At 46.3% G+C, this 15,306-nt stretch carries 19 protein-coding genes; 12 read left to right on the forward strand and 7 right to left on the reverse strand.

Annotation, left to right across the window (positions count from 1 at the left end; genetic code table 11):
- Positions 1–3: 3 nt before the first annotated feature.
- From yhbY to Q0757_RS12920, 4 genes are read right to left on the reverse strand one after another with little or no spacing between them, the layout of a single operon-like run.
- The gene (gene yhbY, locus Q0757_RS12905; protein ID WP_298787985.1) at positions 4–297 is read right to left on the reverse strand and encodes a ribosome assembly RNA-binding protein YhbY; all 294 of its coding nucleotides are present in this window, start codon (positions 295–297) and stop codon (positions 4–6) included.
- The gene (gene aroE, locus Q0757_RS12910; protein WP_298787987.1) at positions 290–1,141 is read right to left on the reverse strand and encodes a shikimate dehydrogenase; all 852 of its coding nucleotides are present in this window, start codon (positions 1,139–1,141) and stop codon (positions 290–292) included. Before aroE ends, yhbY begins: the two co-directional genes overlap by 8 nt.
- Positions 1,142–2,245, reverse strand: coding sequence for a ribosome biogenesis GTPase YqeH (yqeH, locus tag Q0757_RS12915; RefSeq protein ID WP_298787989.1), 1,104 nt, complete (start codon positions 2,243–2,245; stop codon positions 1,142–1,144).
- Positions 2,242–2,760: a YqeG family HAD IIIA-type phosphatase gene (locus tag Q0757_RS12920; RefSeq protein WP_298788193.1), complete on the reverse strand. Its 519-nt coding sequence runs from the start codon at positions 2,758–2,760 to the stop codon at positions 2,242–2,244. Before Q0757_RS12920 ends, yqeH begins: the two co-directional genes overlap by 4 nt.
- 364 nt (positions 2,761–3,124) lie before the next feature.
- Here Q0757_RS12920 and Q0757_RS12925 point away from each other — a divergent pair, with 364 nt between their 5' ends.
- From Q0757_RS12925 to Q0757_RS12970, 10 genes are all read left to right on the forward strand, one after another.
- Positions 3,125–5,530, forward strand: coding sequence for a Na+/H+ antiporter subunit A (locus tag Q0757_RS12925; RefSeq protein ID WP_298787991.1), 2,406 nt, complete (start codon positions 3,125–3,127; stop codon positions 5,528–5,530).
- Positions 5,527–5,949, forward strand: a complete 423-nt coding sequence (locus Q0757_RS12930) for a Na(+)/H(+) antiporter subunit B (RefSeq protein ID WP_298787993.1) — start codon at positions 5,527–5,529, stop codon at positions 5,947–5,949. The genes Q0757_RS12925 and Q0757_RS12930 overlap by 4 nt, the downstream gene beginning before the upstream one ends.
- Positions 5,949–6,290, forward strand: coding sequence for a Na(+)/H(+) antiporter subunit C (locus Q0757_RS12935; RefSeq protein WP_022793834.1), 342 nt, complete (start codon positions 5,949–5,951; stop codon positions 6,288–6,290). The genes Q0757_RS12930 and Q0757_RS12935 overlap by 1 nt, the downstream gene beginning before the upstream one ends.
- Positions 6,283–7,770, forward strand: a complete 1,488-nt coding sequence (locus tag Q0757_RS12940; protein ID WP_298787995.1) for a Na+/H+ antiporter subunit D — start codon at positions 6,283–6,285, stop codon at positions 7,768–7,770. The genes Q0757_RS12935 and Q0757_RS12940 overlap by 8 nt, the downstream gene beginning before the upstream one ends.
- Positions 7,770–8,246 (forward strand): Na+/H+ antiporter subunit E, encoded by a 477-nt coding sequence (locus Q0757_RS12945; RefSeq protein ID WP_298787997.1) that lies wholly within the window; start codon positions 7,770–7,772, stop codon positions 8,244–8,246. The genes Q0757_RS12940 and Q0757_RS12945 overlap by 1 nt, the downstream gene beginning before the upstream one ends.
- Complete coding sequence (locus tag Q0757_RS12950) at positions 8,246–8,533, forward strand: Na(+)/H(+) antiporter subunit F1 (protein WP_298787999.1); 288 nt, start codon at positions 8,246–8,248, stop codon at positions 8,531–8,533. Before Q0757_RS12945 ends, Q0757_RS12950 begins: the two co-directional genes overlap by 1 nt.
- Positions 8,517–8,900, forward strand: a complete 384-nt coding sequence (gene mnhG / locus Q0757_RS12955) for a monovalent cation/H(+) antiporter subunit G (RefSeq protein WP_298788001.1) — start codon at positions 8,517–8,519, stop codon at positions 8,898–8,900. Before Q0757_RS12950 ends, mnhG begins: the two co-directional genes overlap by 17 nt.
- Before the next feature lie 267 nt (positions 8,901–9,167).
- On the forward strand, positions 9,168–9,440 hold the full coding sequence (locus Q0757_RS12960) for an HU family DNA-binding protein (protein WP_022793829.1): 273 nt from the start codon (positions 9,168–9,170) through the stop codon (positions 9,438–9,440).
- A gap of 123 nt (positions 9,441–9,563) precedes the next feature.
- The gene (locus tag Q0757_RS12965) at positions 9,564–9,869 is read left to right on the forward strand and encodes a HesB/YadR/YfhF family protein (protein ID WP_298788004.1); all 306 of its coding nucleotides are present in this window, start codon (positions 9,564–9,566) and stop codon (positions 9,867–9,869) included.
- A 443-nt stretch (positions 9,870–10,312) separates the two neighbouring features.
- The gene (locus tag Q0757_RS12970) at positions 10,313–12,295 is read left to right on the forward strand and encodes a S9 family peptidase (RefSeq protein ID WP_298788194.1); all 1,983 of its coding nucleotides are present in this window, start codon (positions 10,313–10,315) and stop codon (positions 12,293–12,295) included.
- A gap of 79 nt (positions 12,296–12,374) precedes the next feature.
- Here the strand turns inward: Q0757_RS12970 and Q0757_RS12975 are convergent, their stop codons facing one another.
- Complete coding sequence (locus Q0757_RS12975) at positions 12,375–12,572, reverse strand: hypothetical protein (RefSeq protein ID WP_298788006.1); 198 nt, start codon at positions 12,570–12,572, stop codon at positions 12,375–12,377.
- Positions 12,573–12,636: 64 nt separating this feature from the next.
- Between Q0757_RS12975 and Q0757_RS12980 the strand changes: the two genes are divergently transcribed.
- Positions 12,637–13,278 carry a CoA pyrophosphatase gene (locus Q0757_RS12980; protein ID WP_298788008.1) on the forward strand — a complete coding sequence of 214 codons (642 nt, stop codon included), beginning with the start codon at positions 12,637–12,639 and terminating at the stop codon, positions 13,276–13,278.
- Positions 13,279–13,308: 30 nt separating this feature from the next.
- On the opposite strand, the gene mtnN is transcribed toward Q0757_RS12980, so the two are convergent.
- Entirely contained in the window at positions 13,309–13,998 is a 690-nt protein-coding gene (gene mtnN / locus Q0757_RS12985) for a 5'-methylthioadenosine/S-adenosylhomocysteine nucleosidase (protein WP_298788010.1), read from the reverse strand.
- 80 nt (positions 13,999–14,078) lie between these two features.
- Here mtnN and Q0757_RS12990 point away from each other — a divergent pair, with 80 nt between their 5' ends.
- Entirely contained in the window at positions 14,079–14,294 is a 216-nt protein-coding gene (locus Q0757_RS12990; protein ID WP_298788012.1) for a DUF2536 family protein, read from the forward strand.
- Between the two features lie 55 nt (positions 14,295–14,349).
- Here Q0757_RS12990 and Q0757_RS12995 read toward each other — a convergent pair whose 3' ends face one another.
- On the reverse strand, positions 14,350–15,189 hold the full coding sequence (locus Q0757_RS12995; RefSeq protein WP_298788014.1) for a YrrS family protein: 840 nt from the start codon (positions 15,187–15,189) through the stop codon (positions 14,350–14,352).
- Between the last annotated feature and the right edge of the window lie 117 nt (positions 15,190–15,306).

Consider the following 15,306-nt stretch of genomic DNA (forward strand, 5'->3'; position numbering starts at 1 on the left):
TGTTTACTTTGGAAGTTCAATCCCAGGATTGTCTTTCGATCTACGGTACAGTACGATCGTGTTTCCAATCACCTGCACGACTTCGGCTCCTGTACCTTCGGCAAGCTCAGATGCCACTTCATGCTTATCCTCCATGCAGTTCTGCAGAAGGTTTACTTTCAAAATTTCTCTTTTTTCAATCGCTTCGTCCACGTGTGTAATAATTTGTTCATTCATGCCTTCTTTTCCAATTTGAAAAAGCGGCTTTAACGAATGTGCTTCTCTGCGCAATGTACGCTTTTGTTTATTATTAAGCATTATTTTCTCCTTTTAGATGATCTTCAACAAGCGCCTGCATTGCTTGACGGTCCGGTTCTTTTCCTGTCCAGTACTTAAACGCAAGCGCTCCCTGATTAACAAACATTCCACTTCCATTCAATGTATCGAGTCCGGCCTCCCGGGCATCCTTTAACCATCTGGTTTCCCACGGGTTATAGATGAGGTCGCTGCACAATGCAGAAGCTTTTACATTTTCGAGAGACCAGGGGGACTTATTGATCTCAGGGCTCATCCCAATCGAAGTCGTGTTAATCAGTATATCGAATTCATGATTTCTGCTTTCTGCTTCTTCTTTCGCTGCTACCCTGACAGCGGCTGCATTTTTCAGATGGCTTTTCAGCTGTTCTGCCTTTTCCTGCGTGCGGTTCACGATAGTAATACTTTCAGGATCCCGCAGGCTTAAGGCATAGCATACTGCCCGCGCTGCCCCGCCCGCTCCAATCACGAGGATCCTGGCATTTTTTATTTGATCCAATGAACGTATGGCCAGTAAAGATTCAAGATAGCCTTCCCCGTCCGTATTATAGCCGACAAGGGCATCCTTTTCTCTTACGACAGTGTTCACCGCGCCGATTTTTTCGGCCGAGGGATCAAGCCTGTCGATATAGTTCATCACATTCACTTTGTGGGGGATGGTAATGTTAAAGCCGGCAGCGCCGAGCTGCCGAAGGGCCTGTACGCCTTTCTCCAGCTCTTCTTCTTGTATATCAAACAAATGGTAGTACCCGTCGATACCGAGCCTCCCAAACTGCTCATTATGCATTTGCGGGGACAGCGAATGCCCGAGCGGATGGCCGATTAAGCCGAGCAGCGTTTTTGGCAATTAAATCACCGCCTCCCGTTTTGATACTCCTGTGCCGACCGGCACGTAAATATCTACGGAAGCACGGGGGTTTGTTACCGTAATCCACCCGAGCCCCTGCACCACAATGTCTGTCTTTTCCTCTTTAATTTCAATCCGGTGCTTCGTTAATTCCGGCGCGTCCTCCACGCGGTACGGCGGCGTTAATACATCCCCGACTCTGTCCGGATGGAGGCGGTCAGCGTTATCCTGCTTGGTGCGGTGCACCGGAAGCCGGTTGGACATAAACACCACAAATGAATTAGGGTCACCTTCGACAAAATCCATTCGTACGTAACCGCCGACAAATATTGTCTGTCCGCTTTCAAGCTGGTACACTTTCGGCTTTAATTCCTTTTCCGGAATGAATTCTTTTCGCTCCTTGAGGCTCCGTTTGCGCCCGAACTGCTTATCATTGATAAGGCCGGGAGTATCATACAGACTCGTCTGCTCGTCTAAAGGGACTTCAATCATATCAAGCGTCGTTCCCGGAAAATGAGAAGTGGTGATATCCTGCTCTTCATTTTCGCCGAATTCAGCAATCAGTGCGTTAATAAATGTCGATTTACCAACATTTGTACATCCGGTGACATACACGTCCCGGCCGTTTCTCAGCTCTTCAATACTTGAAGCGGCTTCCTGGATACCCTGTTTATTTTTGGCACTCAGCAAAACAACGTCCTTCGGCTTTAACCCCTGCTGCTTTGCCTGGCGGCGAATCCAGTGGAGAAGCTTATTTTCATTTAAAGAGTGCGGCAGCAGATCCGTTTTGTTCACCATCAGCAGCACTGGGTTATCTCCGACGTATCTTTGAAAGCCGGGAATCCAGCTGCCTTCAAAATCAAACACATCAACGATTTTTACAATAAGCGCCTTTTTTCTGCCAAGCTCATGCAGTTTATCACGGAAATCCTGATCCTCCATGTCCACATCCTGGACTTCGTTATAATGCTTCAAACGAAAACAACGCTGGCAGATCACTGTCGCTCTGTCTACTAGCGCTGATGTCGGGACATACCCGGCTTTATTTTTATCCTCATTTTGAATAGGCGCCCCGCATCCGGCGCAGTGCAGCTCTTCGGTCATTGTGTATCCTCCCATTGAATTAATCCTCTGTCTTTTAACCGCTTCATTACCAGTCGTTCTACCTTCCGGTTGATTTTTGTCAGGAAGCCGTCGTTTTGAGCTACCGGAACGACCAGCACTGTATAAAATCCAGCCCGGTTTCCCCCGAACACGTCCGTCAGGACCTGGTCTCCTACTACCACCACTTCACGCTTTTTAAGTCCCATCCGCCTGGTCGCTTTTCGAAACGCCCGGCCCATGGGCTTTTTAGCCGAATGGATGAAATGAATACCGTTTGGCTCTGAAAATGAGCGGACACGGTGCTCGGAATTGTTGGAAACAATAGTTACCTGAAAACCCTGCTCCTGTAAAAAGAAAAACCAATCATCAAGCTCGCTTGTTATATCCGGCCGGTCCCATTCTACCAGAGTATTATCCAAATCAGTGATAATACCTTTTATATTATTCTCACGCAGATGTTCCAGATCGAGATCTAAAACACTCGGCAGGTATTCATTTGGCATAAATCGCTTAATCAAAATCCCGTCCCCCTTCGAGCAGGCCTGCTTTAACTTCCGGCCTGCAGCTGACTGTAATATTAGACGCACCTATTTCTTCTATTTTAACAAATCCTTATCCAAATATCGCAATAACTTAACGCCGTTTCCGTCATATGCCGTACAAACAGCAAGTATAACCGTCAGAAGCTTTTTTTTCAATTTTCTTTAGACATGGTAATACGATATTGAAAAAAATTGTGAAATACGCCCCTGTCTCTTCCTATATATATGTTTGAAATGATTGCTGTTTCCGGGATTCGCTTCTAATGCAAGGCGTTTAGATATACGCTATAATGTGAAAAGAATTCAGTGGCGACCGAAACTAACAAGGAGGTTCTTCATGTTTACTATTTTACATCTTGCCATCATTGCGCCGTTTCTGGCTGCTGTGCTGGTGCCTCTTCTGTATAAATTTATTCCGCGTATACATACAGGATGGTTCGTACTCATCATTCCTATTATTCTTTTCAGCTATTTTTTGAGCTACCTTCCGGATGTTTCCGGCACGGGCTCCGTCATGAAAACATTCGAATGGATTCCCTCCTTAGGTGTCAATTACATTGCCTATGTGGACGGTCTCGGTCTTTTATTTGCGCTCCTGATTACAGGAATCGGAGCTCTCGTTGTTTTGTATTCCATCTATTATCTGGATAAGCATAAGGAACAGTTGAATAATTTCTATACATATCTGCTTCTTTTTATGGGTGCTATGCTCGGCCTTACGTTGTCAGATAATTTAATCGTTTTGTATACCTTTTGGGAAATTACCAGTATTTCATCGTTTCTGCTGATTTCTTATTGGTATACAAAAGAAAAATCACGCTACGGTGCGTTGAAATCACTGCTTATTACCGTTATGGGCGGCTTTGCCCTTTTAGTTGGTTTTGTACTGATCGCTTCTGTAACCGGCACCTACAGCATACGCGGCATTCTTGATGCTTCCGACCAGCTTGCCGACAGTCCGCTGTTTCTTCCGGCCATGCTTTTAATTCTGCTCGGGGCGTTTACAAAGTCTGCCCAGTTTCCATTTCACATCTGGCTGCCGGATGCGATGGAAGCCCCGACGCCGGTCAGTGCCTATCTGCACTCTGCGACAATGGTAAAGGCGGGCATTTATTTGGTGGCCCGCATGACGCCATTGTTTGCGGTCAGTGCCTATTGGTTCTGGCTTGTCACCGGCTTTGGGCTTCTTACTCTCATATGGGGATCGCTTTCTGCCATACGTCAGACCGATTTAAAAGGCATCCTCGCGTACTCTACGGTCAGTCAGCTCGGTATGATTTTGTCGATGCTCGGCGCCGGGGCTGCAGCGCTCCACTATGACAGTGTCGATAACAACGCCTATACGCTTGCGGTGGCAGCTGCTGTTTTTCATTTAATTAACCATGCCACCTACAAAGGAAGCCTGTTTATGATGGTGGGTATTATTGATCACGAAACAGGCACACGGGATATACGGCGGCTTGGAGGACTCATGACGCTGATGCCGATTTCCTTTACAATCGCCGTAATTGGCGGCTTTTCCATGGCCGGCCTGCCGCCGTTCAATGGATTTTTAAGTAAAGAAATGTTTTTCATGTCGATGGTGGAAATTACGCACTTTCCGCAGTACGGCGCAGAATCCATTGGTATTCTGCTTCCGATTGTCGCCTGGACAGCCAGTGTTTTCACCTTTGTTTACTGTATGATGATCGTTTTCCGGACCTTTACCGGAAAAATTCAAAAGGAAAAGCTTCCAGCCAAGCCACACGAAGCTCCGTTTGGCATGCTTTTGTCTCCCCTCATTCTCGTAGCGCTTGTCGTGTTCATCGGCTTTTTCCCGAATACGCTCGTGCCTACGATTATTGAACCGGCCATGGCATCGATTATGCCTGAGCTTGCCCAGACAGGGTCGTTTGGGGTGGATATTTATTTCTGGCACGGCTTTACTCCTGAACTGTTTATGACTATCGGTGTCGTTCTGCTTGGTACGGGCATTTTCCTGGCGCTGCAGAAATGGAATAAAATGCACGCTGTCTTTCCGGAAAACCGTCTGTTTAACCAGGCGTATAACCGCTCTCTTGAAGGACTCGACCGTTCTTCTCACGCCTTAATGTCCTGGCACATGACCGGGCTCGTGAGAGATTACTTTATATATATTTTCTCTTTCACTGTGGTACTGCTCCTTTTCTCTCTTTTCGGCACTGGGGCATTTACCATCGATGTTGAAAATATGGTTCCGGTGAGCCCGTATGAAGCAGTACTCTCTCTTGTGCTGGTGGGGTCTTCCCTCATTCTTATGTTCACCCGCTCCCGGTTGAAGGCGGTCATTTCTCTGGGCGTGCTCGGCTATACGGTAGCATTGTTCTTCGTATTGTTCCGTGCCCCGGACCTTGCCCTGACACAATTGACGATTGAGACCGTCTCGGTGACACTCTTTTTGCTTTGTTTCTACCATTTTCCGCAGATTTTCGATGCTTTGAAGGAAACGAAATTTCATGCGGCCAATTTTGTCATCTCCGTTGCAGTCGGACTCACCGTCACTCTCATCGGACTTTCTGCCAGCGGCACCAGGCTGTTTCCGGCTATTTCTGATTACTTTTTGGAAAACAGCTATAAGGAAGCAGGCGGCAATAACGTCGTAAACGTTATCTTAGTAGACTTCCGGGGCTTTGATACCCTGCTTGAAATTCTCGTATTAGGTATTGCTTCCCTCGGAGTGTACTCCTTAATTAAATTACGGCTCGCAGGAGGTGAGAATAAATGAAGTACAACGACATTATCCTGCAGACAGTAACAAAATTCATTTCATTTCTCATCTTTCTGTTTGCAATCTATATCTTTTTCAACGGCCATCAGGAGCCCGGTGGCGGCTTTATCGGGGGATTGATGACAAGTGCTGCTTTAGTTCTTCTCCTTCTCGCCTTTGATATGGAAACCGTCCACCGGGCCCTGCCGATTGATTACAAAATCATGACAGCTATTGGCCTGGTATTCGCTGTTGGTACAGGCGTAGGCTCGTTCTTTTTCTCAGCACCGTTTCTTTCACAGACCTTCGGTTATTTTCATTTTCCCGTACTGGGTGAGCTGGGGCTGACGACAACCCTTGCCTTCGACTTAGGAGTTTATCTGGTTGTTATCGGCACGGCTATGACTATTATTCAAACGATCGGAGAGGATAAATAGTGGAAATAATTATGTCTATCCTTGCCGGCTTCTTATTTACTGTCGGTTTGTATTTAATACTGACGAAAAATTTAATCCGCATTATTATTGGCAGCTCAGTTTTAAGCCACGGCGCCCATCTGCTGCTTTTGACCATGGCGGGGCTGAAGACAGGGGCCCCTCCGCTGCTCGGCCTTGAAGCTGACACTTATGTAGACCCGCTTCCCCAGGCGCTGATACTGACAGCTATCGTTATCAGCTTTGGAGTAACGTCTTTTATTCTTGTTTTAGGATACCGTACGTACAAAGTGACCGGAGCGGCTGAGACTGACCAACTGAGAGGAACTGATACTGATGAGTAATTGGCTGATCCTTCCGGTCCTTATCCCTCTCATCGCAGGGATCGTGGCATTGTTTTTCCCAAAGCATGTCACCGCGCAGCGCATCTGGGCATTTATTACGAGCCTGATTCTGATTGGCGTCAATATCTTTTTGCTTACGTACATATTGTCCAATGGAATCATGACTCTTGAACTCGGCGGCTGGGAAGCTCCATTTGGCATTGTGTTTGTGGGAGATTCATTAGCAGTGCTTTTAACAACAACTACTTCCTTTGTCGCTATGCCTATTATTTATTTTTCCTTCAGCACCATCGGAGTGGAGCGGGAAAAATATTACTACTACTCCTTTTTCCAGTTTTTAATCGCCGGTGTGTCCGGAGCCTTTCTGACTGGTGATATTTTCAACCTGTTCGTCTGCTTCGAGGTTCTTCTTTTAGCCTCTTACGCTCTGATCGGCCACGGCGGTACAAAAACACAGCTGAAGGAATCGTTTAACTACGTTATTGTAAACGTTGTTTCTTCCGCCTTTTTCGTTATTGGTGTTGCATATCTGTACGCCGTAACGGGCACGCTGAACATGGCCCAGCTCAGTGAACGTGTCAGTGAAGCCGGCTCTGAACCGATCATTACGGTTATTGCCATTTTGTTTTTGATCGTGTTTGGGTTAAAAGGAGCATTATTTCCTCTTTATTTCTGGCTGCCTGGATCATACTCGGTGCCTCCGACAGCCATCGGGGCGATATTTGCTGCTCTTTTGACCAAGGTCGGCATCTACAGCATTTTTAGAACCTACTCTGTTATCTTCAATGAAGATACAGCCATTACACACACCATCCTTCTCGTCCTTTCAGCGGTGACAATGATTGTTGGTGTTATCGGCGCGATTGCTTACAGAGATGTGAAATTGATTTTAGTATACAATGTTATTGTAGCTGTCGGATTTATCCTATTTGGTGTCGCTTCACTGAACAGCGATGCGTTTATAGGTGCCATATACTACTTGCTTCATGATATTGTCATTAAAGCAGCCTTGTTTCTGATTATTGGGGCGCTGATTACTGTAGCCGGCACCAGTAAGCTCTCAGGTATGGGCGGAATTATTAAGCACCACCCGCTTCTCACCTGGATGTTTTTCATTTCCGCCCTCGCTCTTGCCGGTATTCCGCCCCTCGGCGGCTTTCCCGGCAAGCTGATGCTTGTGGTCGGCGGTGCCGAAGCCGGTCATTATATTGTCGTAGCAGTCATGATGGTTGCAAGTCTGCTTGTATTGTATTCCGTCATACGAATTTTCCTGCAGGGGTTTTTGGGAGAACCGACGCTTACCCATGCAGAACAGCATGGCAGCATTAAAGCGCAGATGCCTCCCATCGTATTTCTTGTAGCGCTCTCTGCATTCATGGGCTTCGGTGCCGAAATCATGTATCCATTGGTGGAAAGTGCAGCAGAAACGCTGATCAATCCCCACGCCTATATTGAAGCTGTGTTAGGGGGGAATTCATAATGGCTTTTCAGGTTATGATCAATCTTGCCATGGCTCTGCTTTGGATGATTATCAATGATGCCTGGTCGTTTGCATCCTTTATCAGCGGATTTTTCCTCGGCCTGCTAGTCCTGTATTTTATGAGAGGATTTTTCCGGGAGAGGCTTTATTTTCACCGGGTCTATGCAGCCCTGGTGCTGATGCTTATCTTCTTTAAAGAATTAATACTGTCCAGCTTCTCTGTTGCCCGGCAGATACTTAGTCCTAAATTAAACATCAGTCCAGGCATCTTTGAAATGGAAACCACTCTTGAAAAAGAATGGGAAGTCACGCTGCTGTCGCTTTTAATCACTCTTACACCGGGGACCCTGGTAGTAGAAGTAGCCCCGGACAACCGCTCGCTGTTTATCCATGCGATGGACCTGCAGAGTGTGGAAGCGGCTGAAAAGGAAATCCGCAATTCATTTGAAAAAGCGATTAGGGAGGTCAGCAGATAATGATATTAAATATAATTTATATCACAGCAGCAACGCTTGTTTCGATATCCATCCTGCTCACGCTGTACCGTGTATTTCAAGGTCCGTCGATGCCGGACCGTGTTATTGCCCTCGACGTTATTGGCATCCAGCTTATTAGTTTAATAGCTCTCTTCTGTATTATTTTAAATACGAGCGCGTTCATTGAAGTTATGCTGCTGCTTGCGATACTGGCCTTCATTGGCACGGTAGCCTTCGCTAAATATATCGAAAAGGGTGTTGTGATTGAGCATGACCGAGATCGTTGATTGGATTGTAGCACTGCTTGCCCTTTTTGGAGCAGCTTTCAGCATCATAAGCGCTGTCGGTCTGCTTCGTCTTCCGGATATTTTCACACGTTCTCATGCTGCCACGAAGGCGGCTACTCTGGGAGTACTGTGTGTTGTGCTTGCCGCCTTTCTGTTTTTCATGGTACACACGCAGACCTTCAGTCTCCGCTTCGTGCTGACCCTTGTGTTTGTATTTGTGACAGCACCTGTGGGCGGACACTTGATCGCAAGGGCAGCTTATAACGCCGGCGTCCCACTCGCGGAGGGGAGCTCCCAGGACGCTCTCAGCCGATCCAGGAAAGAGAACCGGTCCTTCAATGAAGAGAAAACCGATAACCATCATTAAGGAAAAACCGGACCATTTATATGGTCTGGTTTTTTGATATTCAATCTTTTTCTCATAAATACTGGAATTCTTATCAAACCCTTGTTATGATGGGGTTTAAGAAAAAAACCAGAATAATGTAAGTATTTTTAAAATATTCTTGCTTTATTCCTGGCTTTTCTTCTTAGAAACCTACAAAAATAAATGGAAGGGTTGACATACCGGGCTTTTCATGAGTTAATTTGGTATGAAAGACTCTAAATTTATGGAATGAAAGGGAGTATTTTCATGAACAAGACGGATTTAATCAACGCAGTTTCAGACCAGGCTGAGCTTTCGAAAAAAGACGCTTCCAAAGCTGTAGACGCTGTCTTTGACAGCATCACAGAAACTTTGAAAAAAGGCGACAAAATCCAGTTAGTTGGATTTGGAAGCTTTGAAGTACGCGAGCGTGCTGCACGTAAAGGGCGTAACCCACAAACAGGCGCGGAAATTAAGATCCCTTCCACGAAAAACCCTGCGTTTCGCCCAGGTAAACAGCTGAAAGACGCTGTAAACTAACATAAATATTTTAAAAACAGCCCTTCTGAAATCAGGAGGGCTGTTTTTTCTTGAGGTTCTTTGGTGTTTCTTCCAGGGCGAATAAGGGAACAATTCTATATCATTCTTTGAAGGAGCTTGCGTATGGATATAACAATTACCCGTCCAGCGATTAAATGGATGAAAGAAGAACTAAATGTGGAAAGCGGCGATTCCGTAAGATTCTATGTCCGTTACGGCGGCTCTCCGCAGCTCTATCCCGGATTTTCTATGGGTATTGCTCTCGATAAACCGGAGAGACCGGCAGTAACGACAGAGGAGGAAGGACTCACCTTTTTCGTGGAAGACGCAGACAGCTGGTATTTGCGCTCGCACAATCTGCACGTCAGCTTCAGCCGGAAGCACGATACGATTATATTTGAATACAAGGAACGCAGTGACGCAGAGTAGGAATTACTCTGCGTTTTTTCTCCGTCTTCCCCTCAAATTCCCTGAACAAAAAAAGGCTGCAGGCATTTGTGCCTGCAGCTTCAAAGGGAGAGAGAGTGATGCCTAAAGGAGAGCCTGTTATTCACGGCTACAGGAAATGGCTTGCTCCAAAATGAAAAACCACACTGGCTGATCCATTTCGATTGTTCCTGCGAAAGGCAACAATTTAAATGTTGGAACGAAGCATGTGCCTCCTGTTATTTATTAGTGTACATAGTTACTGCATGGGTTTCATTATGTATGTCAGATGTTCTTCCATTCTTTTTTCCTTCGGCTTCCATTCCTGCAGTTTAATTGTTTTTTGCGAATCGTTTTACTATACTAAAAAAGCACCCTACATACGTGAAACCTTTCCAAAATGAACGGGATCACGGGTATACTACGAGGAGGACGTTACCTTGTCTATGAAAAGACCTTTAACTGCAGCAGATTTAGAACGTATTCACGTCGTGGATGATGCCCGTCTTTCTTCAGACGGCGAACGGTATGCTTTTGTACAAAAATCTATTCAAAGTAATACGAACAGCTACTATTCAAATATATACACGCAGTATTTAACAGACGATGTTCCTGTTCAATGGACGTTTGGGTCTTATACAAATGTTTCGCCGCGGTGGTCACCGGACGGCTCCAGCCTCGCTTTTGTGTCTGACCGCTCGGGCCTTAACCAAATTTGGATAATGAGCACCTCAGGAGGAGAGCCAAAGCAGATTACCTTCGTTAAACATGGCGCCTCCAATCCAGTATGGTCGCCGGACAGCCAGAAGCTGCTGTTTGAAACGGAACAGGCTCCTGAAGAAGACATCTTTACTACGGAGGGAGACTCTCCGAATAATTCTCCTTCTGCTGTGAAAATTGACCGTCTCCGTTATAAATCAGACAGCCGGGGCTTTCATCACGGCAGACGCGCACACATTGGTTTGTTTCGATTCGACCTCGAGGAGAGTTCCCTGCTCACTAACGGCAGCTACGATCACCACACTCCTGACTGGTCTCCCGACAGTCAATTTATTGTATTTTCAGCAAACAGAAACAGCGATGAAGACATTTCCCCGGTGCAGGATTTGTATACCCTAAACATTGAAACAAAAGAAATTTCCAAACTCACGGATTCTGCCGGTACCTTCACTAATGCCAGCTGGTCACCCGACGGCTCCTGGATAGCGTGCACTGGTCACGAATTGGAATATAAAAGCGCCACGATTAATCAAATCTGGCTAATCAATCCATTAACAAAAGAACGAAAAGGAATGACGTTAAAGTGGGACGTCCAAATAGGCGACTACATGATTGGCGATATCAGAACCGGTCATACCTCTGATAAGCCCGTATGGTCGAGCGATCAGGAGCATATTTACTTTTTAGCGAGCGAAAACGGAAAAGTCGGCTTGTATCAGATGGATATGCATAATGAAATCACCGCTGTTCATGATGAGGACAACCACGTTTTCTCGTTCTCCTTTCATCCCAAAAATGAACAGTTTGTGCTCGGCATCAGTGATCCTTCCAACCCAGGTGATTTTTACAGCCGGCGACTTGAGGACAAACGCCGTGTCCGGCTCACAGACGTAAACGCCAGCTTTTTAAAAGAGATTGATCTTTCCCTGCCCGAAACCTTTTCTGTCCGTACAGGCGATCATTGGGACGTTCAGGGATGGATAATGTATCCTGTTGATTATGAAGAAGGACAGAGCTTCCCACTGATTCTGGAAATTCACGGCGGCCCCCACGCTATGTATGGTCACACGTTCTTTCACGAGTTTCAGCTGCTTGCTGCCGAGGGATACGGTGTCCTGTTCAGCAATCCCCGGGGAAGCCACGGCTATGGCCAGGCCTTTGCCGATGCCTGCCGACGGGATTATGGCGGAAAGGATTTCGAGGATCTGCTTGCGATTCTGGACCATGCGGTTGAAAGCTATGAGTTTGTTGACCGCAATCGGCTGGGAGTAACCGGAGGAAGCTATGGCGGCTTTATGACAAATTGGATGATCAGCCATACTGACCGCTTTAAAGCGGCCGTCACCCAGCGCTCCATTTCCAACTGGCTCAGCTTTTACGGGGTGAGTGATATCGGCTTTTTCTTTACAGACTGGGAGATCGGTGTGCCGCTCCATCAGGATCCGGAAAAGCTCTGGCACCATTCCCCTCTCCGCTACGTCAAAGATATTCATACGCCTTTACTGATCATGCACAGCGAAAACGATTACCGCTGCCCGATTGAACAGGCGGAACAGATGTTTATTAACATGAAATATTTAAACAAAACGGTCTCGTTTCTCCGTTTCCCGGGAGCCAATCATGAACTAAGCCGCTCCGGCCCTCCCGCTCTTCGAATCGAACGGCTGAATCACATGGTCGACTGGTTCCACCACTATATCGAAAAATAATATTCAACTTTTTCGGTGCCGTGCAGCATAAAATGATCCCGCTTCAGTAGAGAAGCGGGATTTCATTTACACGTCAGCATTAATCGTCCTTGTCTTCACTGCCGGAGCGTTTCTTCGTATGATGTTTTTTCCTGTTTTCTTCTTCTTCGTATTTCATATCTGCCAATGGAATTGGATCTTCCTTGCTCGCAGGCGGTCCTTCATTCCCCGGCTTTTTCTCCGGCTCCTGTTTTTTTTCTTTTTTTACTTTATTTTTAAGACGTTCTGATTCTGACATCTTTATCCCTCCTGTAATATAGTACCTGTAAGTATGTATACCACATTCAGGAGAAGGAAAAACTATGATACTCCAGAAGGAGGATACTATGCAAAATGCCCGCTATTGGAAAAACAGAATTCGCACCCGTTCTGCCGATATAATGGGCGAAGAGCATATGCGAAAAGCAGCGGTAGTAGTACCCCTGCTTCAACTACACGATGAATATCATATAATGTTTGAGCGCAGAGCATGGTCGCTGCAGTCGCAGCCGGGAGAAATATGTTTCCCGGGTGGAAAAATCGATGATTCCGATCCTACTCCTCTTGCTGCAGGACTTCGCGAATTTGAAGAAGAAACCGGAATCCCCTCGCACGCGATGGATGTATGGGGAGCTTTGGACGTTGTTGTCCAGCCATTTCAGCGAATAGTCTATCCCTACATTGGGGAAGTTGATTACGCGGGTGATTTTTCCCCTAATACCTCAGAAGTGGACGAACTGTTCACCGTGCCGCTTGATTTCTTTTTAAAGCACGAGCCCGAAAAGCATAATGTTTACATGGGCATGCGTTTTTCAGAAACTTTTCCCACTTCATTAATACCAAATGAAGAAACGTACCGTACAAACACTACAACGCTGCCCCAGTTTATCTATCACTACCAGAATGTCGTCATCTGGGGGCTGACAGCACAAATTATCCGGCATGCTGTTTCTCTTCTTCGTTAGCCTTCGCCTCTGAATAAAATAAAAGGCGACCTATGCCTGCGCCAAAAGGGCAATCACCATGTCAGCCGACTGCTTCGAAGCATGCTTTAAAAATTCATCGTAGGACTGCTTTGCTTCTTTGCCCGCAATATCACTGAGTGAACGGATAACTACAAAGGGGCAGGAAAACCGGTAGCATACCTGGGCAATTGCCCCTGCTTCCATTTCCGCACATTGAGGCTCGTCGAAGTGAGCTTTTAAGCTGTCTACCTGCTCAGTCTTACTCATAAACGAGTCACCGGACAAAATCAGCCCCGTCCGCGTATTCAGCTCCACCTGCGAAGCGGCGGCTTCTGCTTTCTCGATCCATTCCCGGCTTGCAGGATAAGCTGCCGGCATGTTTGGCACCTGTCCGAATTCATAGCCAAATACTGTTGCATCCACATCGTTGTAGCGGACCTCTGTGGATATCACCACATCACCCACAGACAGGTCCGGGTTAAATCCTCCGGCTGACCCTGTATTAATTACAGCTTCAGGCTTATACAGCCCGATTAAAAGCGAGGTGGCGATGGCTGCATTTACTTTTCCAATACCCGACTGCAAAAGAATTACTTCATGGCCGTTTAAGCGGCCAAAAGAAAAAAAGCAGCCTCCGGTTTCTTTTTCTTCAACGTTTTTCATTAAGCTTTTTAAATACTCCACTTCTTCTTCCATTGCTCCAATAATGCCTAAACGCATTGGCGGACCCACCTTTATCATTTACAATTATATTTACTGGTAAAACTACCTTGTACATTATAACGCAAAGGAGAATACATATGTCCTTAAACCTGCAAACAATCCGGGACAAGGTCGAATTTTTTGAATCATTGTCCCTCGAGCAGCTGGAGGCAGATATTCAAAAAAAGATCGATCAGAATGAAGCTTTGATGCTCGGGGTTCATCATGTTCAGCACCACGTTCATACCCGTTCAGAAAACGGTCGTTCAATTTACACCGCCGTCGTGCATTTCCGGGCTGTACCCACCCCTTAGTTTAGCCTGAACAATATAAAGAAAAACCGGCCTCCCTTAGGAAAGCCGGTTTTTTCTAGTTGTACTGATTACTGCTGAGACGTTCAACACTTGTTGGTTTCCAGCCTTCGCCGTCCACCCACTCCATGCGTACTTCGTATGGATTTTCACTGCTGGCGTCTTCACTGATAACTGCTCTTGCAGTATCCTGCGATCCTCCGTTTTCGAGTCTCCACAGCACCGTGCTGTTGCCTTCTGTCGATCTCAGCCCAGTGGCAGCCTCCACAGCATCCTCCATTTCTTCCCAGTTCTGACCACCTTCAGTAAAATCAGCCGTGAAGTTTTCCTGTTCAGTGCCTACTGGTTCGTATTCACCGTCTTCCTGAGTTGCTTCCGTATCAGCGCTGTCACTGCCTTCTGATTCGGAAGCACTGCTGTTCTCTTCTTCTGAGGTATCTTCGCTGGTAGTGCTTTCCTCAGAGGAGTCACTTTCGGCTTCATCATTTGAAGAAGCTGCCGGCTCTTCTTCTGCGGAGGAGTCGGATTCTGAGGAAGAATCAGATTCAGAGGTATTTTCTGCTTCTTCAGAGGTATTTTCTGCTTCTTCTGAAGTCTCTTCTTCTGTACCTTCTTCATCTGCATTGTTTTCCGGAGTTTCTTCTGTAGAAGAAGTGTCCGGGTTATCCTCCGGTCCGCTTTCATTCTGCTCTTCTTCGGTATTGGTTGAGTCTGCCATCTCTTCTCCGTTATCTTCAGCCTGGTCGTTATTATTATTAAAAAACAATAACAGAATACCAAAGAACAGAATGAGCACTGCTACAATACCAATAGCAGCATTTAAGACATTATTCATCCGCTTCTTTCTTTTCTTTTGAAAGCGTGAGCCGGATTCGTCGTTATAGTTGTTGTTCGACATCTTAGGATCCACCTGCCCTTATCGTATGTAATGCTTTTGTAGTACAAAAACACGCCCTGCAGAGAGAACGTAACATGTTTTATCATAAAGGAAATACTTCCGGATAACGAGGGAACA

It is taken from the genome of uncultured Marinococcus sp. (assembly GCF_947493875.1).
Lineage (GTDB): Bacteria > Bacillota > Bacilli > Bacillales > Marinococcaceae > Marinococcus.

Bases quoted from the DNA above. Each gene is read 5' to 3' on its own strand.
- Q0757_RS12965 (WP_298788004.1), top strand. From the start codon at position 9,564: ATGGATATAACAATTACCCGTCCAGCGATTAAATGGATGAAAGAAGAA.
- Q0757_RS12960 (WP_022793829.1), top strand. From the start codon at position 9,168: ATGAACAAGACGGATTTAATCAACGCAGTTTCAGACCAGGCTGAGCTT.
- Q0757_RS12940 (WP_298787995.1), top strand. From the start codon at position 6,283: ATGAGTAATTGGCTGATCCTTCCGGTCCTTATCCCTCTCATCGCAGGG.
- Q0757_RS12945 (WP_298787997.1), top strand. From the start codon at position 7,770: ATGGCTTTTCAGGTTATGATCAATCTTGCCATGGCTCTGCTTTGGATG.
- Q0757_RS12950 (WP_298787999.1), top strand. From the start codon at position 8,246: ATGATATTAAATATAATTTATATCACAGCAGCAACGCTTGTTTCGATA.
- Q0757_RS12930 (WP_298787993.1), top strand. From the start codon at position 5,527: ATGAAGTACAACGACATTATCCTGCAGACAGTAACAAAATTCATTTCA.
- mtnN (WP_298788010.1), bottom strand. From the start codon at position 13,998: ATGCGTTTAGGCATTATTGGAGCAATGGAAGAAGAAGTGGAGTATTTA.
- Q0757_RS12925 (WP_298787991.1), top strand. From the start codon at position 3,125: ATGTTTACTATTTTACATCTTGCCATCATTGCGCCGTTTCTGGCTGCT.
- Q0757_RS12970 (WP_298788194.1), top strand. From the start codon at position 10,313: ATGAAAAGACCTTTAACTGCAGCAGATTTAGAACGTATTCACGTCGTG.
- yqeH (WP_298787989.1), bottom strand. From the start codon at position 2,245: ATGACCGAAGAGCTGCACTGCGCCGGATGCGGGGCGCCTATTCAAAAT.
- Q0757_RS12980 (WP_298788008.1), top strand. From the start codon at position 12,637: ATGATACTCCAGAAGGAGGATACTATGCAAAATGCCCGCTATTGGAAA.
- Q0757_RS12990 (WP_298788012.1), top strand. From the start codon at position 14,079: ATGTCCTTAAACCTGCAAACAATCCGGGACAAGGTCGAATTTTTTGAA.
- mnhG (WP_298788001.1), top strand. From the start codon at position 8,517: ATGACCGAGATCGTTGATTGGATTGTAGCACTGCTTGCCCTTTTTGGA.
- yhbY (WP_298787985.1), bottom strand. From the start codon at position 297: ATGCTTAATAATAAACAAAAGCGTACATTGCGCAGAGAAGCACATTCG.
- Q0757_RS12975 (WP_298788006.1), bottom strand. From the start codon at position 12,572: ATGTCAGAATCAGAACGTCTTAAAAATAAAGTAAAAAAAGAAAAAAAA.
- Q0757_RS12995 (WP_298788014.1), bottom strand. From the start codon at position 15,189: ATGTCGAACAACAACTATAACGACGAATCCGGCTCACGCTTTCAAAAG.